This window comes from Variimorphobacter sp. HTMS_6 (genome assembly GCF_059717775.1).
On sequence record NZ_AP046094.1, the window covers coordinates 3,762,501 to 3,785,136 of the forward strand.

Below are 22,636 nucleotides of genomic sequence, written 5' to 3' on the forward strand. Positions count from 1 at the left end.
GCACGAGATAAGTTGGGTAGTCAAAAGGGAAAGAGCCCAGACCACCAGCTAAGGTCCCAAAGTGCGTGTTAAGTGGAAAAGGATGTGGGATTTCGAAGACAACTAGGATGTTGGCTCAGAAGCAGCCATACATTCAAAGAGTGCGTAATAGCTCACTAGTCGAGAGGTCCTGCGCCGAAAATGTCCGGGGCTAAAACACGTCACCGAAGCTGTGGAATTACACTACGTGTGTAATTGGTAGAGGAGCATTCTTAAAACGACGAAGCGTTACCGTAAGGAGGCGTGGAGATTTAAGAAGAGAGAATGCCGGAATGAGTAGCGAGATAGAAGTGAGAATCTTCTAGGCCGAATATCCAAGGTTTCCGGGGTAAAGCTGATCTGCCCCGGGTAAGTCGGGACCTAAGGCGAGGCCGAAAGGCGTAGTCGATGGACAACAGGTTGATATTCCTGTACCTTATATAGACAGAACTGTGGGGACACGGAAGGGTAGGAAGAGCCGGGAATGGAAAAACCGGTTCAAGCACAAAGGTTAGTCTGGGAGGCAAATCCCCCGGATGTTACTGAAGTGTGATGAGGAGCGAATTTAAAGTAGTGAAGCTTCCGAACCCATGCCGTCAAGAAAATCCGCTATTGTTCTATGTAAGCCCGTACCGTAAACCGACACAGGTGGATGAGGAGAGAATCCTAAGGCCGACGGGAGAAGCATTGTTAAGGAACTCGGCAAAATAACCCCGTAACTTCGGGAGAAGGGGTGCCTACGCAAGTAGGCCGCAGAGAAATGGCCCAAGCAACTGTTTAGCAAAAACACAGGTCTATGCAAAACCGTAAGGTGAAGTATATGGGCTGACGCCTGCCCGGTGCTGGAAGGTTAAGGGGAGAGGTTAGGAGCAATCCGAAGCTTTGAACTTAAGCCCCAGTAAACGGCGGCCGTAACTATAACGGTCCTAAGGTAGCGAAATTCCTTGTCAGGTAAGTTCTGACCCGCACGAAAGGCGTAATGATTTGGGCACTGTCTCGACAATGCACCCGGTGAAATTGAAATACCAGTGAAGATGCTGGTTACCCGCGCCAGGACGGAAAGACCCCATGGAGCTTTACTCTAGCTTGATACTGGGATCCGGTAATGCATGCACAGGATAGGTGGGAGGCTGTGAAGTTGTAACTCTGGTTACAATGGAGCCACTGTTGGGATACCACCCTTGTGTTACTGGATTTCTAACATTCAGCCGTAATCCGGCTGGTGGACAATGTCAGGTGGGGAGTTTGACTGGGGCGGTCGCCTCCGAAAGGGTATCGGAGGCGCTCAAAGGTCTTCTCAGAATGGTTGGAAACCATTCGAAGAGTGCAAAGGCAGAAGAAGGCTTGACTGTGACACCGACGGGTGGAGCAGGTACGAAAGTAGGACTTAGTGATCCGGTGGTATAAAGTGGGATTGCCATCGCTCAACGGATAAAAGCTACCCTGGGGATAACAGGCTTATCACTCCCAAGAGTTCACATCGACGGAGTGGTTTGGCACCTCGATGTCGGCTCATCGCATCCTGGGGCTGTAGTAGGTCCCAAGGGTTGGGCTGTTCGCCCATTAAAGCGGTACGCGAGCTGGGTTCAGAACGTCGTGAGACAGTTCGGTCCCTATCCGGCGTGGGCGCAGGATATTTGAGAGGAGCTGACCTTAGTACGAGAGGACCGGGTTGGACGAACCACTGGTGCATCGGTTGTCATACCAATGGCATGGCCGAGTAGCCAAGTTTGGAAGGGATAAACGCTGAAGGCATCTAAGCGTGAAGCCCCCCTCAAGATAAGATATCCCATAGCATAAGCTAGTAAGACCCCTGGAAGACTACCAGGTAGATAGGACAAAGGTGGAAGTGCGGTAACGTATGTAGCTGATTGTTACTAATAGGTCGAGGGCTTGACCTTAAAAGGTTTACAGTAAACGAACAAAACGTTCGTAAATGGATGAAACATTTTCTAGTGTAGGTTAAAGTCAATATGGCCTGGTGGCTCAGTTGGTTAGAGCGCCGCCCTGTCACGGCGGAGGTCGAGGGTTCGAGTCCCTTCCGGGTCGTTAAGTCTAAAAAGACTTATTGTTATCTCAAAAAAGGGTTGACAATTGATTCATTTTTATATAAAATCATTTAGTAACATTTTTTATAAACCAATATCCCATGGGATCTTAGCTCAGCTGGGAGAGCATCTGCCTTACAAGCAGAGGGTCATAGGTTCGAGCCCTATAGGTCCCACTCAATACAATATCGTATTGGTTTTAGATATTGCCGATGTGGCTCAATTGGCAGAGCAGCTGACTTGTAATCAGCAGGTTATCGGTTCGAGTCCGATCATCGGCTTTTCAACTGAATATTGTTGATATTAATTTTGGATGGGTTCCCGAGTGGCCAAAGGGGGCAGACTGTAAATCTGTTAGCGACGCTTTCGAAGGTTCGAATCCTTCTCCATCCATTGGCTTAATGCCAGTAAGTAATAAATATAAAAAAGTAATACAGGTTTAAAAAAATTGTCGCGGGGTGGAGCAGTCTGGAAGCTCGTCGGGCTCATAACCCGAAGGTCATAGGTTCAAATCCTGTCCCCGCAATTTAACACTATTTCAATCGAATAGTTTCGTAAACCAACGGAGTTAGCGTTTTATCCAATGGTACACGATTTTGACCTTGCCCAGATAGCTCAGTTGGTAGAGCAGAGGACTGAAAATCCTCGTGTCGCTGGTTCAATTCCGGCTCTGGGCATTTTGCTTGGAATAAAGCATGGGATATTAGCTCAGTTGGTAGAGCACATGACTTTTAATCATGGTGTCCCGGGTTCGAACCCCGGATGTCTCATTATTAATTAAACAAGAGAATGAAAAGAGAAGATAATATTCTTCTCTTTTTTTATTGCAATTTATATTAATGTAATGATCGCAGGCTTTATTTCGTTGTAATAATATATTATTGTAGAATAATGCAGTTAATATATTTACGTGTTATATATAAACCGTTGTTATACATGAATCTATAAAAAGGTACAATATATTAGTAACTGACGGTTTACTATATCAATAGCGAATGAGATTCTTGTAAAGAAAATCGGATAGGTATAATATTAAATCTAATCTTAGACCAGTATAAGAATATTAATAGAGTAAAAAATATGAGTATCGGTTATTCGAATTATAAGAGATATAGATACTTAAAAATGACATTATTTTATCGTAATTTGAATAATCAATAGGTCAATTTTATGTAGGTTTTACATAAAAAGTTATTTTAATATACGAATTAGTATATTGAATTGACTAAGTGGATAATTTTTTGGTTATTTTTTATAAAAGTGTAGTAAAAATGTGCATTGTATTGTCTTCAATTATATAGTATATTTAGTAATATATGAGCAAAAAATAAGTAGAGTAACTCAATTGTTTAGGAGTACTTTTCTTAATATATTTTAGGCGAAGTTCCGAAACTTTAGGTCTATGTTTTAGACGGATACTTTGACTTATTTTTAGTCACAACAATACTTTAAGACAAGCTATACGACCAATTTAGGGTTCGAGGAGTTTTGGTTGAATAGCATCTATCACAGGAGGTAAGTTATGAAACTTTTTATTGACACAGCCAATGTCGAGGAAATTAAGAAAGCAAATGATTTAGGTGTAATTTGTGGTGTTACAACAAACCCTTCTTTAATTGCAAAAGAAGGAAGAAACTTTGCAGAAGTTATCGCAGAAATTGCTTCCATCGTTGATGGTCCAATCAGTGGTGAAGTTAAAGCAACAACTGTAGACGCAGAAGGTATGATTGCTGAAGGTAGAGAAATAGCAAAAATCCACCCTAATATGGTTGTTAAGATTCCTATGACCTTAGAAGGTTTAAAAGCTACAAAAGTATTAGCAAGCGAAGGTATTAAGACAAATGTAACACTTATCTTTTCTGCTAATCAAGCGCTTTTAGCTGCAAGAGCAGGCGCAACATTTGTTTCTCCTTTTGTTGGACGTTTAGATGATATTTCTCAGCCTGGTACTGAGTTAATCGCAACTATCGCTCAGATTTTCGAGACTTATGACATTAAATCAGAGATTATTGCAGCAAGTATCCGTAACCCGATTCACTTAACAGAATGTGCTTTAGCAGGCGCTGATATTGCAACTGTTCCTTATAGCGTAATTGAGCAAAGTTCAAAGCATCCTTTAACAACATCCGGTATTGAGAAATTCGTTCAGGATTATAAAGCTGTCTTTGGTGAATAATTAAACTTTAGTGTAATAACCGGAATTCGAACGTTTTGAAATCTTAAATAATAAATCTATGTGATTTAAGGAGGAACAAAAATGAGTAATATCGATACCATGTCAGTAAATGCGATAAGAGTATTATCCGCAGATGGTATACAAAAGGCAAATTCTGGACATCCCGGACTTCCACTTGGTGCAGCTGCAATGGCATATGAATTATGGGGTAAACAAATGAACCATAATCCTGCAAATCCAAAATGGCCTAATAGAGACAGATTTATTTTATCCGGTGGACATGGATCCATGCTTCTATATTCTTTATTACATTTATTCGGATATGGTCTTACAACAGAAGATTTATCTAATTTCCGCCAGGAGAATTCTTTAACTCCAGGACATCCGGAATATGGTCACACAACTGGTATTGAGGCAACTACAGGTCCTTTGGGAGCAGGTATGGGTATGGCTGTTGGTATGGCTATGGCTGAGGCACATCTCGCTGCAAAATTCAACAAAGAGAATTTCCCGGTTGTTGATCATTATACCTTTGTACTTGGTGGCGATGGTTGTATGATGGAAGGTATTACATCAGAAGCAATGTCACTTGCTGGTACACTTGGTCTTGGAAAATTAATCGTATTATACGATAGCAATAAAATATCAATCGAAGGTAGCACAGATATCGCCTTTACTGAAGATGTAGCGAAGCGTTTTGAAGCATTCGGATTCCAGACTTTGACCGTTGAAGACGGTAACAATCTTGAAGAGATCGGTGCAGCGATAACAGCAGCAAAAGCTGATTTAACCAGACCTTCTATGATTACAGTTAAGACTAAAATTGGTCATGGTAGCCCTAGAGAAGGTCTTGCAAGTGCACATGGCGAGCCTCTTGGAGCAGATAATGTTAAAGCTTTAAAAGAGAAGCTTGGTTGGCCAAGCCAGGAAGACTTCTTCGTACCGGATGAAGTATATGCAAACTACAAAGAACTTGCAAATAATGGTGCGAAAGCGGAAGAAGCTTGGAATAAATTATTTGCTGATTACAGCACATCTTATCCTGAGTTGAAAACGTTATGGGAACAGTATCATGATGAAGATGCTCCAAAGAAATTACTTGATAATGAAGAATTCTGGGCATTTGCAGATAAGCCGGAAGCTACTAGAAATCTTTCCGGTTTAGCTATTAATAAACTTAAGAATATCCTTCCTAACTTAATTGGTGGAGCAGCAGATCTTGCTCCTTCCACTAAGACATATATGAGTGATATGGGAGATTTCTCGAAGGATAATTATGCAGGCCGCAATCTTCATTTCGGTGTTAGAGAGCTTTCGATGGCAGCGATGGGTAATGGTCTTGCTATTCACGGCGGACTTAGAGCATATGTATCAACATTCTTCGTATTCAGCGATTATGTAAAACCGATGGCAAGATTATCAGCTCTAATGGGATTGCCGTTAACTTTCGTGCTTACACATGATAGTATCGGTGTAGGTGAAGACGGCCCAACACATGAGCCAATTGAACAGCTTGCTATGCTTCGTTCTTTACCGAACTTTACCGTATTTAGACCGGCTGATGCTACAGAGTGTAATGCTGCTTGGTACTATGCGGTATCTTCAACAAAGACACCTACTGCTTTAGTGCTTACACGTCAGAACCTTCCACAGCTCCCGGGCTCCTCAAAAGAAGCATTGAAGGGTGGCTATGTAATCTCTCCTTCCAAGAAAGATGTTCCGGATGCTATCATCATGGCGAGTGGTTCTGAGGTTGAACTTGGCGTAAATGCTCAGGCAGAGCTTGCAAAAGAAGGTGTAGATGTTAGAGTAGTAAGTATTCCTTCTATGGATTTATTCGAGGCACAGTCTTCTGAATATAAAGAAAGTATTCTTCCTAAGAGCGTTAGAGCTAGAGTAGCGGTAGAAGCTGCATCCGATTTTGGATGGGGTAAATATGTTGGTCTTGACGGAACAACAGTTACTATGAAGGGCTTCGGAGCATCTGCTCCTGCAAGTATTCTCTTTAAGAAATTCGGATTTACTACTGAGAATGTAATAAATGCAGTAAAAAGCGTATTATAATAATTAAAAAAAGAATAGAAATAAAGAAAGAAGTCGCAGGTTTTTCCTGCGGCTTCTTTCTTGTAATATGATCATTATTTAAGTTATGTTGTAGTACTTACATATGCAGCGTACATACTTAGTTTACATAGTTTGCTCATCTAAGGTAGGGTTTTTATGAAATTGTAAGTAGGCTCCTTCGATCAATATATTTACATATTTACTTTCTAATGAAATTCTAATTTCCTTATATTGAAAAAAATGATTATAACCGATACAATGGAGGAAGAAAGTTCATTTGGAGAAATTGATGTTGTATATAATAGAAGCAGAGAGTTGCATCTACGAATAAGAAAGTTTATTAATATAAAGTATGGAGGGATATACATGGCTAAAATATTGATTGTTGAGGATGAGGTTAAAATTGCCCGCTTTCTGGAGTTGGAACTGAAACACGAGGGGTATGAGGTTGAGCTTGCCGGCGATGGCAGACTAGGATTAGAAAAAGCGCTAAATAATAATATAGATTTAATTGTACTAGATATTATGCTTCCCGGTCTAAGTGGTATCGAAGTATGCCGAAGAGTAAGATTGGAATCTCAGGTTCCCATTATTATGCTTACTGCCAAGGATGATGTAACGGATAAAGTGGCTGGATTAGATATGGGAGCGGATGATTATATGACAAAGCCGTTCGCAATAGAAGAGCTTTTAGCAAGAATTCGTGTTGCGTTAAACCGAAAAACGAAAAAAGAGGAGAACAAAAGTGAAATTCTTCAAATTGGTGATTTAAAACTAAATATAAAAAGTCATAGCGCATTATATAAAGAGGAAGAATTGGTATTGACGAAGAAGGAATATGAACTTTTGGAATACTTAATACGAAACAAAAATACTGCACTGACAAGAGAGCAGCTTCTCAATAATGTATGGGATTACGAGTATTTTGGTGATACCAATGTTGTAGATGTGTATATTCGTTACTTGAGACAGAAGATAGATGAAAAATACGGAATACGCTTAATATCAACGGTACGTGGGTTGGGCTATATAATAAAGGATTGAAGATAAATTACTTAACGAAAAGGGAGAACTTTTATGGGTGAAAAGCTGCTTGAGCTGATACGAACTATATTAAGGAAAACTGTTCTTCCATTTAGAAAGAAAAAAGAAGAATTATTGAGTAAATTCCGGTTATCGATGGCATTTCGAATCTCCGTATCCTATTTCAAATTATTATTCCTATATGGAATTTTGCTAATGATAGGATTTTTCTTTCTATATATGTATACAGAGGAAAATACTTATGAGAACATGGCTGATAAAGTTGTTAAAGCTTATTCAAACAAAGGGGTTGACGGGATTGTTAACCCCTATTATATCAATGGAATCTCTGTTCGAATTATTGATAAGAAGACGAAGACAGAAATCTATAGTGATATGGATAAGGAAGCAAATAAAAATATGGAGTTCCTATATGGAATTCACTTTAATAGAAAAAGCCAAAACAATATATTAGTTATCGACCAAGATAAAAACTTTACGGTGGATGGAAAGCATTACTTAGCCGAATTTAATTTTGATTTAACAGGGAGCTATTTAAACTTTTTTAATTTACTATGGAAGTTGATTATTCTCTATCTTGTAATTGTTATATTCATATTAAGAAGCGGAAGAAGAAGCGATGAGAAGCTTTTTGAACCACTTCGGATTATGTCAGCAACGGCGAATCGTTTGACGGTGAACAATCTAGATAGTGAGAGGTTAAATGTAGAAGGGACAAAGAATGAGTTAAAAGATTTAGCAAATGTAATCAATGCTATGTTAGATCGTCTGGAAACTTCGTATGAAAGTCAAAAACAGTTTGTATCAGATGCATCACATGAACTGCGTACTCCAATCGCCGTAGTGCAAGGGTATGCAAATCTCTTAAGTAGATGGGGAACGACAAATGAAGAGGTTTTGCATGAATCCATTGAGGCCATTCAGAATGAATCTCGATCAATGCAGGATCTGGTAGAGAAATTATTATTCTTATCAAGGCACGATATGAAAACCTTAAAACTAAACAAACGACGTTTTAATATGAGACTAGTTGTGGAAGATATGGTTAAAGAAACAAAATTGGTGGCAACGAATAGAATTATCAGTAATCCAATTATGGAGGATGTGATTGTATACGGTGACAAGCAATCATTAAAGCAAGCGATCCGCATCTTTATTGAAAATGCAATAAAATACACACAGGATGGGGATGAAATAACAATCCAATGTCAAAAGATCAATGATGACTGTGTAATTACCGTACAGGATACCGGTATTGGTATGAAGAAAAAGGATATCGATCATATATTTGATCGTTTTTACCGTTCGGATTATGTAAGAAATAAAAATATCAGCGGGCACGGCTTAGGTTTATCACTGGCAAAGTTGATTATCTTAGCACACACAGGAAGAATTAAAATTAGAACCCAGTTTAAGGCGGGTACTAGCTTTATTATTACCCTTCCGAAGAGAAGATATTAAAATATATACCAAAAAAGAGAATGTTCCGGGAAAACCTCGTAAAGAATTCGTACGAGATATATATAAGCTTGTAGAGATATACCGAATACACAAATGCTAGTTAAGATATACGGGATACTCGTAAGCTTGTGGAGATATACCGAATACACAAATGTTAGTTAAAATATACGGGGTACTCGTAAGTTTATTGAGACATATATAATACTCCAAATTGAATGACTTGCAGGTTATACGAGTAATAAGATTTAATTATCTGACTCTATACAGTATTCTATAGTATGCTGTTGTAAAGTATTAATCGCTAAGAAAGAATGTTAGTAGACAACATTCTTTCTTAGTAGAAATGTATTTTACAACAGCATTTTGTTATTCTGATTAGAGACAGCCGTTATCCGTTAATATGGCAGGAACATCAAATTTACTTAAAGTATTTGAATCAGCAAAGGATATTAAATGAATCAGATAAGAGGAACCATTTTGCTGAATATTAACGGTGACATTCTCGGGTATTTGACCGGGATCAAATTGGATTAATTTTATTGCATTTTTACCACTGTATACTATATTCCATTCATTTTCAATTACTCCGCCATCCTTAAATGCAAAGCGTTTTACTTCACCTTTATTAACCCAACCGATCGTAGAGATTGGCTTGGAGTCTAGTTTTTCTTGTTTCTGTGTAACACTCCAGATTCCAAATGAATTCTTAGTTAGAATAGCAAGAGTATCTGATTTATCCTTCGAGGTAGTTTTAATCACTTTGAATTCTTTATCATTTTCATCATGACTGGTATCAATAATCTTAACATCGGAGGTGCTATACCCTGCGATTAATAAAGTAATGTAAAAATTTTTAGCCCATGCGGTTGACAGGGCAGTTATTAATACGGCTGCAACAGCTAGTATAATAATTACCGGCTTCTTCATAAATTTCCCCTTTATTAAATAGTCTTTACAGTATAATTATATCCAAATGTAGAAAAAAGGTGATTTATAAGACGAAAAGATATTATATGCAGAATTATGCGTAAACTCATGCTGTTATTAAAGTGTTATTGAACTACTACTATAGGTTATCTATATAATTATACATCTTACCTACGTATTCTGCATCTTACTGGTAGAGATATTGAATATCCAATAAAAGGATAATATAATCATAGAAGATTAATAATGGAGGTAATTATGGAAGATATCATTCAAGTAAATAATCTTAAGAGATATTTTAAAGAAGTAAAAGCAGTTGACGATATCAGCTTTCGAGTTAAAAAGGGAGAGCTTTATGGATTTTTAGGAGTAAATGGAGCAGGGAAATCCACAACCATCAATATTTTATGTACATTACTTAACAGCGGCGGAGGGGACGTTAATATATGTGGGCATACATTAGGGAAAGAGGATAAGATGATCCGACAAAAAATTGGAGTTGTATTTCAGGATAATACCTTAGATGAAAACCTTACAATTAAAGAAAATTTGTTAACCAGAGCAGCCTTATATCACAAAAGCAGTAAGGTGATTCATGAGAATCTTAAATATGTGAGTGAGGTTCTAGGAATCGAAGACTTGATGAAAAGGCAATTTCGTAAGTTATCCGGTGGGCAAAAGAGAAGATGCGAGATAGCAAAAGCATTGATGAACCGTCCTGAAATCCTCTTTCTGGATGAACCAACTACCGGTTTGGATCCTCAGACCAGACAGATGGTATGGGAAAGTATTGAGAAGTTGAGAAAAGAGGAAAACATGACGGTGTTCTTAACGACTCATTATATGGAGGAAGCGGCAAAAGCACAATATATCTCGATTATGGAAGCAGGCAAGTTGGTGGCTACAGGAACACCACCACAGCTAAAGGAAACATATGCTCATGATATATTAAAGCTCGTGCCGGAGGATCTAGATGTACTGAAGGAGGATTTACATAAATCCAATATAGATTATCTAGATAAGAGCAACCATATTCATGTAATAATTCCGAATACTATGTATGGGCTGGAGATTTTGAACCATGTTAAAGACAATCTAAAATCTTTTGAGGTAATTCAGGGAACCATGGATGATGTATTTTTAAATATAACAGGAAAGAGTTTATAGGAGGTAATTATGCTTTTATTAAGATTAATAAAAAGAAACATCTTAGTTTACATCAGGGATAAATCAAATATATTCTTTTCCTTGCTATCTATGCTTATTATTATCGGGTTAATGGTTGTATTCCTTGGAAAAATGAATGCAGATGGTGTTGTTGATCTATTAAATCACTATGGCGGCACAAGAGATAAGGTAGCAGACCGTGACAATGCAAATCAATTAGTAATGCTGTGGACACTTGGCGGTATCGTTGTTGTAAATTCCGTTACAATCACTTTATCCATGATAGGAATTATGGTGGAGGATGAGGTAAAGAAGAAGCTTGGTAGCTTCTATGTATCACCGGTGAATCGAATTATATTTGTGCTTGGATATATTAGTGCTGCAATAATTATGGCTATTATTATGTGTGTGCTAACGGTATTTGTGGGGGAGGTTTATTTTTCAGTAATTGGTGCAGACATTTTATCCGCTACACAGTTCTTTAAAATTTTTTGTTATATTGTTTTAAATGTCTTTACTTCTTCATGTATGGTATTCTTCATATTGAACTTTGTGCACACCCAAAGTGCATTATCCGGGTTAGGAACAATTATCGGAACATTAGTAGGTTTTATGTCTGCAATCTATCTGCCGATGGGAATGCTTCCGGATAAAGTTCAAACGGTGTTAAAATGCTTTCCGATGGTACATGGATCGTCTTTTCTTCGAGATCTTTTTACCTCTGATATTTTAATAAAGACATTTGAGAATTGTCCTCAGAAGGTAATAGATCAATATAAGGAGTATATGGGGATGACGTTGACATACCAGAATGACATAATTTCGGATGGATTTAAGATAGCATTTCTGATGATAAGTGGTATAATTTTTATAGGAATCTCTACGATTTTGCAGAGAAGAAGAAATGTTATGAAAAGATAGGAGCCCTATGAAGATTATAATCGAAGAGCCAAATCCAGAAGAGGAAGATCAGATTATTATTCGCTGCAAGGTTATGGACGAGAATGTATTAAAAGTAATATCGGACTTAAGGATGGGACAAAAAAAACTGAGCGGAGTAAAGGACGGTAATATTACCATGATAGATCCCATCAATGTGTATTACTTTGAAGGGGTGGATAATAAGGTGTTTATGTATTGCAAGCAAAACGTATATGAAACCCGGTTAAAGTTATATGAAATAGAGGATGATTATAAAAATACTGATTTCTTTCGAGCGTCAAAATCAGTGATTCTAAATGTAACCAAGATAAGAAGTATAAGCCCCGCATACTCTGGGCGTTTTGAAGCAATTTTACTAAACGGAGAAAAAGTTGTCATTTCAAGACAATATGTACCAGAGCTTAAAAGAAAGCTTGGTCTTTAGGAGGTAAGAATATGTTTGTATATACAATAAAAAACATGATTAAGATCTTTTCCTATATCATGGCTGGAATGTCCATCTGTACAGCAACCTTTATCACAATTTTTAATGGTAATGCAAATATTACAGTGGATATATTATGGCAAATAATCGCGATAGCAGCCGTTTGTTCCATGGGAAATGTACTCTATATAAATCATGCTGTATTAACCAAGCGAATCATGATTATAAGATTTTCCTTCCACTATCTTTACGTCAATCTAGTTGTAATCGGAGGTGGGTTTTACTTCAAGTGGCTTACCATGGATAAGTTTTATGAAGTGGTAGTTATGTTCATAATGATTGCAATCGTCTATATAATCATTATGGTGGTTGATTTTACGCAAGATAAAAAAACAGCTGATTCCATCAACCATCATTTACAGATGAAGTATCCACACAGGGAGGAATGATGACTTTTAACGAGTGGGTAAAATAAAAGAAGCAATATAATAATAATATTGAAAAAAAGAGAAATAATGTATAAAACCATGGATTAATTTTCTTGAATTTACTTATACTACATAGTAATATAAGAGTGTAAGACAAATTATGGAATATAGAAGGTAGGGTGGAGTAAATGAAAGGAAAAACATGGTTAAGGTATCTGTTTTACATTATTCTAACTATTATAGCAGTGTACTTTAAGGGGTATTTTGAGAATTTATATGCTAAGGAAATAAGCGAAAATTTTAAAGTAGAATGGTACATGCTTATTTCAACGGCTCTGATCACAGCAGCAATTGGGGGTGCTTTGGGATTAGAACATCTATGGATTCAAGCGAAAGAAAAAGGGGTTTGGAGATTAAATGGCGGAAGGTTTATCATTCTGGGAATACCGGCGCTCTATCTTTCCTCGATGTATATAATATCCAATATGCCTAATATGAATGGATTAGTGTGGCCAGTTTACAAGATTTTTGGTAATGCATCCTTTATATCCATTTTTCAAATTGTTTTTGGTTATGTGTTAATCACTTCGTTTTACAAGAAAGAACAAATGGTGAAGCAAAGTACATTTGATGATTTAATGAATGAAGATATTGAGGATTCAGAACTATTGGAAGAAGAAACAGAACCGAATCCCGGTGCAGAGTTATATTTTTATTAATTATTAAATTATAGAATGCGAACTACTATGAATTTATGTAGTGTAGTTCGCTTGGATTTATAAAAGAAGGAGTGTTTAAAACCAGCTGAGATTATCTTATACGAGATCTCTTCGGGATTAACACTCCTTTTTAATTTTATAGGAAAAACCTTGTTATTTTAAGTGATAAAGTTTGTGAAGCCTATTGGTATGTTTTATAGCAATGTCATGGATTATAGGTTCTTAAACTGTGCCATATAGAGGTCGTAATATAGGCCTTTTTTCTCTAGAAGTTCCCCAGAGGAACCCTCTTCCATAATTCTTCCTTCATCAATGACGAATATACGATCTGCTTTACTGATTGTAGAGAGCCTATGTGCGATGACAAAGGAGGTTCTTCCTTTTAATAATGCTTCAATACCCTCTTGAACAAGTAACTCAGTATGCGTATCGATACTTGAGGTTGCTTCATCCAGTATCAATATCTTCGGCATGGATATCATGGTCCTTGCAAATGCAAGAAGCTGCCTTTGACCGATGGAAAGGCCTGCACCTCTTTCTTTAAGCTCTGTTTCATATCCAAGCTCCATCTTCATTATGAAATCATGTGCATTTACTGCTTTGGCAGCAGCGATAATCTCTTCGTTGGTTGCATCCAGCTTTCCATATCTAATATTATCTGCGATGGTGCCGGAGAATAAAAAATTCTCCTGTGTCATGATACCCATCTGCATTCGCAAGCTCTCTATTGTAACATTCTTTATATTGTGGTCATCTATAAAAATATTGCCCTGCTGAATGTCATAAAAGCGGCTGATTAGGTTAACGATGGTTGATTTACCGGCTCCGGTAGGTCCGACCAAAGCGATAGTCTCTCCAGGATTTACAGTAAAGCTCACATCATTCAGTACTTTAGAATCCTGATCATAAGCAAAGGATACATGATCAAAATGAACCTTGCCGTTGATGGGAGGAAGCTCTGACACGGAATCTGAATCGGTAAGCTGCGGGGCGGTATCCAAAATCTCAAAGATACGCTCAGCACCTGTCATATTGGTGATTAAGGAATTATAAAAGTTACTTAAGTTCATGATTGGTTGCCAAAACATCGTGATATACATACCAAACGCCATCAAGGTTCCGACGCTTCCAGCATTAATACCTAGGATAGAGACAGCTACGAAGTACATCGCTACGGATCCAATACTCCAGCTGATATCAACACTTGGAAAGAACGCATCATTGAGTCTTACGGCTTTAACAAAGGCATTGCGATGATCGACTAGAAGTTCTTCAAATGATTCCTGTGCCTCGTCCTCCGCAGTAAAACTTTGAATAATTCTTACGCCGGATAAATCCTCGTGAATTAAGGCAGTTAAGTTTGAGCTCTTCTTGCGCCATGTTTGCCAGTGATGATGAGAGTGGGTCTGTATGAACCACAACACAGCCATCATTAGCGGCACTGCGATAAGTGCTGCTAATGCCAACTTCCAGTTGATAATCAACATAATGGTTACGACGGAACAGATCGTTATAAAATCCGGAATCAAGGTTGTAACACTATTAGAAAGGACATCCTTTAATGAATTAACATCACCAATGATTCTGGCCAAGATTTTCCCTGTAGGTCTGCTATCGAAAAAGTCAAAGCTTAGTTTCTGTATATGAGTATATAACTCCTGTCTAATTGTGAGCAAAATTTTGTTGGATATCTTCGCCATAATATACATACGAATCTTAACCAATATAACAAATAATATATTTAGACCAAAGGCAAACAATCCAAGCTTTATCAAACCGTCAAAATCTTTATTTGCGATGTTGTTGTCAATAGCGGATTGAATAATGAGTGGGTTCGCTGTCGTGATCCCAACTGTAACTAACATAATCAGAATAACTAAAGCGATCGAACCCTTATAATCTAGCATATATCGAAATAATCGAAGAAGAGTAACTCTTTTACTTACTATCTTCAGATTTTCATCTTCTCTGGTTGAATTTACTGCCATATAGCCACCTCCTTTGCATATGAACCACCTGTATAGGTATGGCTCTGTTTCTTGTTCAGATAATCGCCATACTGTGCCATATAGGTTTTATAATAATATCCTTTTTCCTGAAGAAGAGTTTCATGGGTACCACGTTCCACAATACGACCTTCATCAAGAATAATAATCTCATCGGCATTACGTACCGCAGAAATACGATGAGCAATAATAATCTTGCTAACTTCAAATTCTGATAAGGAGCTCTGAATCATATGCTCCGTTTCCATATCCAAGGCGGAAGTAGAATCGTCAAGAACCAGGATAGGAGTTTTCTTAGCCAGTGCTCTTGCAATACTGATTCTTTGTTTTTGTCCACCGGACAGCCCGACACCTCGTTCCCCAATAACGGTATCATATTGATTATCCATTCTTTCTATAAATTCAGTTGCTTGGGCATTTGCAAGCGCCCCCAGTACATCATCTTGTTTCACTTGCTTTTTGTTACCCATTTTCACATTCTCATTAATTGTATCGGAGAATAGAAAAACATCCTGCATTACAAGGGAGATGCTTCCTCGTAATTGATTCAGTGTCAAATCTTTAACATTTACACCATCCAGCTTAATCGCTCCATCCGTAACATCATAAAAACGCTGAAGCAGATTTATAATAGAAGTCTTTCCGGTACCGGTTGCACCCATGATGCCGATTGTCTTGCCAGCGGATAAGTCAAAGCTAATATCCTCTAGAATACTCTTATCATCGAGGGAGAAGGAGACATGATTAAATGAAATATTCCCCTCCACCGTATCTAGGGATAGAGGATTTTCTGGATCGGTTACAAGTGGCTTTTCCTCGAATATTTTGCTGACTCTGTTGCCTGAGGCAAGGGCTGAAGCAAATAGATTGGACAGCCATCCAAACATCTCTAAGGGCCATACGATATTCATGGAATATTCTGCAAATGCACCCAGAGTACCAAGCGTAATTTTACCGTCAATTACCATCTTACCACCAAGCACAACAACAACTAAAGGAAGAATCTTTGTTACAAACTGAAAGTATGGGTATAACTTAATAAAGATCCTGGATTGTTGCATGTTTAAATCATAATACCTTTTATTATGGGATAAGAATTTTTTGATTTCATGCTTTTCTCTGGCAAAGGCTTTTACCGTACGGACACCCGCTAAGTTCTCCTGTGCTACCAGGTTTAGCTTTGAATTCTCATCACTGATTTCTTCATATACCTTACCTAATTTCCGTTCCATATAGATAGCGAGCATACCCATAACAGGAATTAGAATCACCGGGAATATCGATAAGGTAGGGGACAAATTAAACATACAGAATAATATAATTACGGTATGAATCGTGATTTCAATCAGCAGCATGCTGACGAAACTAAGACCCTCCCATATATGATCAACATCATCCTTTACACGTGACATTAATTCCCCCGTGTTTGTTTTATCAAAGAATCTTAACGAGAGACTTTGAATATGTTTAAATAAATCTTTTCTTAGATTTACGGAAATCTTTGATCCTACGAGGTCAAATAGGATTTCCTTCGTATAATGAAAGATACATCGCCCAATACCTATAATAAAGATAAAGAGTAATAGCTTAGGCAGCAGGTTTTTATCGCCCCCTACGATGACATCATCGATTACACGCTTTGTAATCTGCGGTGTAAGCATATCAAGAGATACAGCTATCACCATACTAAGTATCGCAAAGAAATATACGTACCAGTATCTGAATATATATTTTGAAATTTTTTTCATTCATTCCTCCGTTCTTGCATTCCCTCAAATGCAAATTATGTAATACATGTTGTCTGAATAATTGTTCTCATGGATTTTCGAAGATTGATAATGATTTCTTCGATAATGGCGATAGTTAACCGGGCGAAAGCGCAAAAAAAACCACGGTATGACATACCGCGATACTATAGTTAAAATATGTGATTATAATTCATTCTCTCGGCTGCAACAACAAGAGAAGTAGAAGTAAATCTTAATTTTTACTATTCCATGAGGTAATATCATATAGCTTATTCAGTATTAAATTATTGCGTTTGTTCATAATTGCAATCTGCATATGTTTTACCTCTCTTTCTGTAATAGTCTGCCAATATTATAGTCTGCATAAGCTTGTCCTGTCAACCTATATTTATAAAAAATTTATAATTTGCATGAAAATTATGGGATTTACAACGCGTTTTTAAGGATGAACAAGTATTTCATAGGTAAATGTTTCAAGATTCTTAATTTTTGATTAATCTTTTAAAACTTCAAGAATTGTTCATATTTCTATGATATAATAAAAAACGTAAATAAGATATGAACACAGATTACCATAGTAGTTGGTGAATGATATAAAAGGATAAGGTGGTACTTAAAAATGGAGTTACCGGTGTTTTATAGCGAAGCAGAGGATTGGGGAAGCGCTTTGTTATTGTATGATGCTGCGCTAAAAGAGATAAGCACAAAGTTAGAGATATTAAACAATGAATTCAAAATGGATCATCAATATAATCCGATTGAACATATTACATCAAGAATCAAAACACCTCAGAGTATTGAGAAAAAGCTTAGACATAATAACAGAGAATTAACGATTGAAAACATAGTAAAGTATGTTAATGACGTGGCAGGAATCAGAATTATCTGCTCGTTTACTTCTGATATCTATCGAATTGCAGATTTAATTGCCAAACAAAGTGATATCAAGGTGCTGAAGGTAAAGGATTATATTATGTGTCCGAAAGAAAACGGTTACACAAGTTATCATATGATTGTATCAATTCCGGTTTTCCTCTCAGATCGTACCGTAGAGACCAAGGTTGAGATACAAATTCGAACCATTGCGATGGATTTTTGGGCGAGCTTGGAGCATAAGATCTATTATAAATTCGAGGGTGGAGCACCGGAGCATATTCGTAAGGAGTTAAAGGAGTGCTCTGATATTGTATCGTATCTTGATCAAAAGATGTTAAAACTAAATGATGAGATTAGAAGCTATAGCAAAGATAGAATTGGAGAATACCATTCTGAAATGACCACCAAGCACCGAACTGTGGTGGCTGAAACCTTCGGTACCATCGTGGAAGAGGAAGAAAACACAATTGAAGTGACGATTTCAAACGAAGAAAATACAGTGGAAAGTGAAAAGACGAAAAAACGAACATTTTTTGGCTTTCGCTAGAGTGTGATTTTACATTAATAAAAACTATACAACAATATAATAGGATATTGAAGTTCAAAGACCAACATGAGTTTTGTTACCTTGAACTTTAATATCCTATTTGTCTACACTCAAGTCAGAACGCACTGTCAAATTAATCAATTCGATATCTCAAGCTCTATAAGATAATTATATGACTAGAGTTAAGTGTACCTCTTTTGTCATTAACCATATTATAGCTTAATATTCTTTAACAATGCAGCAAGTCCTGTAGTCGCTTCTTCCCCGGTGGTAAATGTGTAAGGGGCCACTTCAATATCTTCAACGACTTCTTCTTTTTCTTCAACTGCTTTGATGCTTAAGCTTATCTTACCTTCTTTCACATCGATGATCTTAACCGTTACAGTCTCCCCTTCTTTTAGAACCTCATTCGGAGATTTGATTCGTTTATCACAGATTTGAGAGATATGAACTAATCCGGTTAATCCGTCTCCAATGTTAACAAATGCGCCATACGGAGCTATCTTTTCTACTACGCCGGTGGTTACAATTCCTATCTGGAGGTGAGAGATTTTATTACTCTTCTCATTACTTTCTTTTTCACGTTCCACTTCCTTTGCTGATAAAACCAACTTCTTATCTTCAGAGGATGCTGTAATCACGACTACTTCCACTTCTTTACCAATCCACTCTGATAGATCCTCAACGTAGGATAGGGATAACTGGGAAGCTGGGATGAAGGCACGAACACCGTGTAAATAAGTTACTACTCCGCCATTAACGGCTTGTGATATTTTAACGGTATATTTTGTTTTATTACTTAGAGCCTCTACCAGATGATCCCATGCTAGAATATCATCTGCACGTTTTCTGGAAAGTAATATATTGCCCTGACCGTCATCCTCACGAATTACAATTGTGGATAATTCTTCGCCCATCGTAACATCGGCTTTGATGGAGAAGGAAGGGTCATTGCTTAATTCCTCTAATTTTATAATTCCCTCTGCATAATAACCAAGATCAAGAATTACTTCGGATTCAGAGATACCGATTACGGTACCGGTAAGTATATCACCTTCTTTGACTTTCTTGAAAGAGCGAGCAATCTCCTCTTTGAATTCATCCATTGACGGGATTACTTCAGCAGTAACCTCCTCTTCTACAGAGTTATTTTCAATCTGTTCATTTGATACATCATTCATAAGTCGAACCTCCTTTATGTTAATATTAATATCAAGTATACCACATATACTTGGAAAAATTAATGATTTTACTGTGTAATTAGTTAATCGGTGTATCCAAAAAGTCATAATTTCTACGGGAATATACAAAAGTATTGCCCTTCTTCCCAATTCTTTCAACAAGGCCGATATAATGGAGTATACGTAGCGCAGTTTGTGCATGGTGCAGGGATAGTCCGGAATCTTTCTTATAATCTTTGGAGGTAAAGGTTTCGCCAAGTGTATCCGGGATTAATAGTCGGTAATCCATCAATGTATTGATTTCCACCTCTTTGACTAGTTCGGTTGGGATGCGGTCGCAGCGAGTGGATCCTTTCTTTTTATCCTGGCTCCATCCGTCAAGAAAACGATATTCCTCCAAATTCATCATAATAATCTTAAGCTTGAGATTTGGATTAAGCAGGAAATCCTTTATTTTATACAATTCTGGAAAGATACTGTAGGGTGATCCTGACTTTGGTGATTTTCTACGTGGACTAATTTCACCTGTTTGTGGATTAACCCACCGAATCCATTTGATATTGTGGATAGGATATACGATGGTAACGGGTGAAACTACGAGAAATGCTTGAAGCTTTCTTCGAAGCTTATCAAAATTCCTTGTTTGAACTTCAATAATTTCGTTGCCGGTGCAGATATCCGCTACAAAGCCGGCTACTTTAATCTCATGGAGAATTTGGTCGGGTGCCAGATAGTTTTTTATTACAGAATGGACTGTTTTTTCAGCTAATGTTCCGATCCCATTTCTCGTTTGAATTTGTCCAATCACATCATCGCATATTTGATCAAATAATTGCTTATCCATTACTTCTTCTCACCTTCTTCATATCTTACATTAAGAATAAAGGATTCCATCATATTAAGCAATACAGAACATAGTAAGCAATAAAAGTTGGAAATTCTTTTATGCATTATTACATAATAATCATAAAATATGATAATTCCTATTGACATATTGCCTAAAATTTGATAATCTGATAAAGGCTAGTACGTGAGAAGGTATTATCCGGAGGAAGAAGCTGGGGAAGCGAGAGGGTAGATGATAGAATAAGGTTGACTGAAACGTATGTCTTTATGATATACCTTTTCGGTCAACCTTATTTGTTTATTCCTACATACTACTCAAATACTTAAGAAAAAGTAATGAGTGGTATGCAGGAAGATTGTTAAGTTCATCGATTTCATAATCAGGGTTTATACCAGCTACCGAGAACCTGCTTTGCCAGGTTACAAAGCTTCTTATAGGTTATGTTACCTTGCTTTGCTAAGTCTGAAACTCCGTGTCGTTTCGCTAATTTTTCATTATAATCATGGAGCTTATAGATGCCATAATGATAGTCCGCAGGTCCATTTTCATAATGGGTTACAATTGGGGTGATGGATGATTTCGTAATACGAGTTCCGGAGGAATCTTTCGTAATTGTTACTTTTGCCATACCGCCAAGCATACGGGGAGCTTCCCTTTGATATGAGATAAAATTACCTAAGGAATAATACACTAACATACTATGATTGGGTTTTGTTTTAATCCATTTTACGGGTTCGATTACATGAGGGTGAGCTCCAATGATAAGATCCACTCCATTGTTATAGAAAAATTGGGTCAAATCCTTTTGGTATTTGGTCGGGGAATAGGTATATTCGGTGCCCCAATGTGGAAACACAACTACAAAATCTGATTGTGCTTTTGCCTTTTTTATATCCGCAGCCATTTTCTTTTTATCGATAATATTAACAAGATAGGATTTGTTCTTAGGTGGTTTTTTACCACCATTTAATCCGAAGGTATAGTTTAGCATGGCTATTTTAATACCATTCTTGTTGACGATATCAATCTTATCGCGTTCCTTTTGAGAAGAGTTGATTCCCAGTACCGTAATTTTGGGATGTTTCTTCCAATAGGACAAAGTATTTTCTACTCCCTTAACACCCTTATCCAGGGTATGATTGGAGGCTTGAAGAACAACATCAAATCCAGCCTTAATCACGGCATCGCCGATCTGGGTCGGGGAATTAAAAGAAGGGTATCCGGTATAAGGGATACTTTTTCCGCCAAATATTGTTTCCTGATTGATCACGGCAATATCTGCAGCCGAGATATCTTTCTTTATCTTGGAATAAAGATGATCATAATTATAAGTACCATTTTTCTTCTTGCCACTTTCGATAATCTGGATATGTATTAAATTATCACCGACTGCCAATAAAGTTACCGAGGTAGATTTCTTCTTGGTAGTAGTGGCGGCTGTCACAGGAATGGTATCCGTCTTATTATCATTAAGTGAAGGTTTTAACGTTGGGGTCTTGTTATCCTGTTGATTGTTTTCATTATATAATGAAGCTCTTTTGGTACCACAAGAACTTAACGGTATAAAAAGTAACAATAATAATGAGAATAATATGTATAGGATCAATCTTTTGTGAGATAATGCTTTATTAGATACTTTCATAACAATGCTCCATTCTGCCAATACTCGCAATTAATAAGAATTGCAAAACATATTTTGATTTTATACATTTCATTATAACAACTATCAGGAATAATACAAGTTCTTAAGGTAGAAAGCCTTTGACAAAGGAAAATCAGCATGATATACTTTGCATAAATATTGTAAAGGCAATGAAAAGAAGAGTAGGTAGTGGATCGGTCAACAGAGAACCCCGGTAAGCTGAGAAGGGGAGATGAACGAAGTTCTATGTGCCCGAGGGGCGGATACGAAGAAGCTGCTGAAGATGGTCTTGGAGCTGCGCACCGAGGAGAAATCTTAGGCTGCGACGGATGCAACCGTTATATTGCTTAGCTGTAGTTCATAGCAGCGAT

At 37.4% G+C, this 22,636-nt stretch carries 17 protein-coding genes, 7 tRNA genes and 1 rRNA gene (1 of these 25 running past the window's edge); 19 read left to right on the top strand and 6 right to left on the bottom strand.

What is annotated here, in order from left to right; genetic code table 11:
* The 12 genes from AC6IWN_RS16970 to AC6IWN_RS17025 form a co-directional block, all read left to right on the top strand.
* A 23S ribosomal RNA gene (locus tag AC6IWN_RS16970) occupies positions 1 to 1,919 on the top strand (it extends 984 nt beyond the left edge of the window).
* Positions 1,920 to 1,993: 74 nt separating this feature from the next.
* Positions 1,994 to 2,067, top strand: a tRNA-Asp gene (locus AC6IWN_RS16975).
* A gap of 102 nt (positions 2,068 to 2,169) precedes the next feature.
* Positions 2,170 to 2,242: transfer RNA gene (locus AC6IWN_RS16980), tRNA-Val, on the top strand.
* A gap of 32 nt (positions 2,243 to 2,274) precedes the next feature.
* Positions 2,275 to 2,347, top strand: a tRNA-Thr gene (locus tag AC6IWN_RS16985).
* Between the two features lie 30 nt (positions 2,348 to 2,377).
* A tRNA-Tyr gene (locus AC6IWN_RS16990) sits at positions 2,378 to 2,459 on the top strand.
* A gap of 59 nt (positions 2,460 to 2,518) precedes the next feature.
* Positions 2,519 to 2,592, top strand: a tRNA-Met gene (locus AC6IWN_RS16995).
* A gap of 78 nt (positions 2,593 to 2,670) precedes the next feature.
* Positions 2,671 to 2,743 (top strand) — tRNA-Phe (locus AC6IWN_RS17000).
* 20 nt (positions 2,744 to 2,763) lie between these two features.
* A tRNA-Lys gene (locus AC6IWN_RS17005) sits at positions 2,764 to 2,836 on the top strand.
* 752 nt (positions 2,837 to 3,588) lie between these two features.
* Entirely contained in the window at positions 3,589 to 4,242 is a 654-nt protein-coding gene (gene fsa / locus AC6IWN_RS17010) for a fructose-6-phosphate aldolase (RefSeq protein WP_497989022.1), read from the top strand.
* A gap of 81 nt (positions 4,243 to 4,323) precedes the next feature.
* On the top strand, positions 4,324 to 6,306 hold the full coding sequence (tkt, locus tag AC6IWN_RS17015) for a transketolase (protein ID WP_497989024.1): 1,983 nt from the start codon (positions 4,324 to 4,326) through the stop codon (positions 6,304 to 6,306).
* A 366-nt stretch (positions 6,307 to 6,672) separates the two neighbouring features.
* Positions 6,673 to 7,350 carry a response regulator transcription factor gene (locus AC6IWN_RS17020; RefSeq protein ID WP_497989026.1) on the top strand — a complete coding sequence of 226 codons (678 nt, stop codon included), beginning with the start codon at positions 6,673 to 6,675 and terminating at the stop codon, positions 7,348 to 7,350.
* Between the two features lie 33 nt (positions 7,351 to 7,383).
* Entirely contained in the window at positions 7,384 to 8,811 is a 1,428-nt protein-coding gene (locus AC6IWN_RS17025; protein WP_497989028.1) for a sensor histidine kinase, read from the top strand.
* A 375-nt stretch (positions 8,812 to 9,186) separates the two neighbouring features.
* Here the strand turns inward: AC6IWN_RS17025 and AC6IWN_RS17030 are convergent, their stop codons facing one another.
* A complete protein-coding gene (locus tag AC6IWN_RS17030; protein ID WP_497989030.1) occupies positions 9,187 to 9,738 on the bottom strand; it encodes a hypothetical protein in 552 nt (183 codons plus the stop codon).
* A gap of 255 nt (positions 9,739 to 9,993) precedes the next feature.
* Here AC6IWN_RS17030 and AC6IWN_RS17035 point away from each other — a divergent pair, with 255 nt between their 5' ends.
* The 5 genes from AC6IWN_RS17035 (at position 9,994) to AC6IWN_RS17055 (ending at position 13,418) form a co-directional block, all read left to right on the top strand.
* Positions 9,994 to 10,905 (top strand): ABC transporter ATP-binding protein, encoded by a 912-nt coding sequence (locus tag AC6IWN_RS17035; RefSeq protein ID WP_497992221.1) that lies wholly within the window; start codon positions 9,994 to 9,996, stop codon positions 10,903 to 10,905.
* 9 nt (positions 10,906 to 10,914) lie between these two features.
* Positions 10,915 to 11,826, top strand: coding sequence for an ABC transporter permease (locus AC6IWN_RS17040; RefSeq protein ID WP_497989032.1), 912 nt, complete (start codon positions 10,915 to 10,917; stop codon positions 11,824 to 11,826).
* Positions 11,827 to 11,833: 7 nt separating this feature from the next.
* On the top strand, positions 11,834 to 12,271 hold the full coding sequence (locus AC6IWN_RS17045; RefSeq protein ID WP_497989034.1) for a LytTR family DNA-binding domain-containing protein: 438 nt from the start codon (positions 11,834 to 11,836) through the stop codon (positions 12,269 to 12,271).
* Positions 12,272 to 12,282: 11 nt separating this feature from the next.
* Complete coding sequence (locus tag AC6IWN_RS17050; protein WP_497989036.1) at positions 12,283 to 12,720, top strand: DUF3021 family protein; 438 nt, start codon at positions 12,283 to 12,285, stop codon at positions 12,718 to 12,720.
* A 167-nt stretch (positions 12,721 to 12,887) separates the two neighbouring features.
* Positions 12,888 to 13,418, top strand: a complete 531-nt coding sequence (locus tag AC6IWN_RS17055) for a hypothetical protein (protein WP_497989038.1) — start codon at positions 12,888 to 12,890, stop codon at positions 13,416 to 13,418.
* A gap of 212 nt (positions 13,419 to 13,630) precedes the next feature.
* Here the strand turns inward: AC6IWN_RS17055 and AC6IWN_RS17060 are convergent, their stop codons facing one another.
* The gene (locus AC6IWN_RS17060) at positions 13,631 to 15,406 is read right to left on the bottom strand and encodes an ABC transporter ATP-binding protein (RefSeq protein WP_497989040.1); all 1,776 of its coding nucleotides are present in this window, start codon (positions 15,404 to 15,406) and stop codon (positions 13,631 to 13,633) included.
* Positions 15,397 to 17,172, bottom strand: coding sequence for an ABC transporter ATP-binding protein (locus AC6IWN_RS17065; protein ID WP_497989042.1), 1,776 nt, complete (start codon positions 17,170 to 17,172; stop codon positions 15,397 to 15,399). Before AC6IWN_RS17065 ends, AC6IWN_RS17060 begins: the two co-directional genes overlap by 10 nt.
* A gap of 619 nt (positions 17,173 to 17,791) precedes the next feature.
* Here AC6IWN_RS17065 and AC6IWN_RS17070 point away from each other — a divergent pair.
* Positions 17,792 to 18,595: a GTP pyrophosphokinase gene (locus AC6IWN_RS17070; RefSeq protein WP_497989044.1), complete on the top strand. Its 804-nt coding sequence runs from the start codon at positions 17,792 to 17,794 to the stop codon at positions 18,593 to 18,595.
* Positions 18,596 to 18,807: 212 nt separating this feature from the next.
* On the opposite strand, the gene AC6IWN_RS17075 is transcribed toward AC6IWN_RS17070, so the two are convergent.
* The 3 genes from AC6IWN_RS17075 to AC6IWN_RS17085 form a co-directional block, all read right to left on the bottom strand.
* Entirely contained in the window at positions 18,808 to 19,776 is a 969-nt protein-coding gene (locus tag AC6IWN_RS17075) for a S1 RNA-binding domain-containing protein (protein WP_497989046.1), read from the bottom strand.
* A gap of 79 nt (positions 19,777 to 19,855) precedes the next feature.
* On the bottom strand, positions 19,856 to 20,620 hold the full coding sequence (locus AC6IWN_RS17080) for a DUF8091 domain-containing protein (RefSeq protein WP_497989048.1): 765 nt from the start codon (positions 20,618 to 20,620) through the stop codon (positions 19,856 to 19,858).
* A 382-nt stretch (positions 20,621 to 21,002) separates the two neighbouring features.
* Positions 21,003 to 22,265 (bottom strand): CapA family protein, encoded by a 1,263-nt coding sequence (locus AC6IWN_RS17085; RefSeq protein ID WP_497989050.1) that lies wholly within the window; start codon positions 22,263 to 22,265, stop codon positions 21,003 to 21,005.
* Between the two features lie 189 nt (positions 22,266 to 22,454).
* Between AC6IWN_RS17085 and AC6IWN_RS17090 the strand changes: the two genes are divergently transcribed.
* Positions 22,455 to 22,616 (top strand): hypothetical protein, encoded by a 162-nt coding sequence (locus tag AC6IWN_RS17090; protein ID WP_497989051.1) that lies wholly within the window; start codon positions 22,455 to 22,457, stop codon positions 22,614 to 22,616.
* The last annotated feature ends 20 nt before the right edge of the window (positions 22,617 to 22,636 follow it).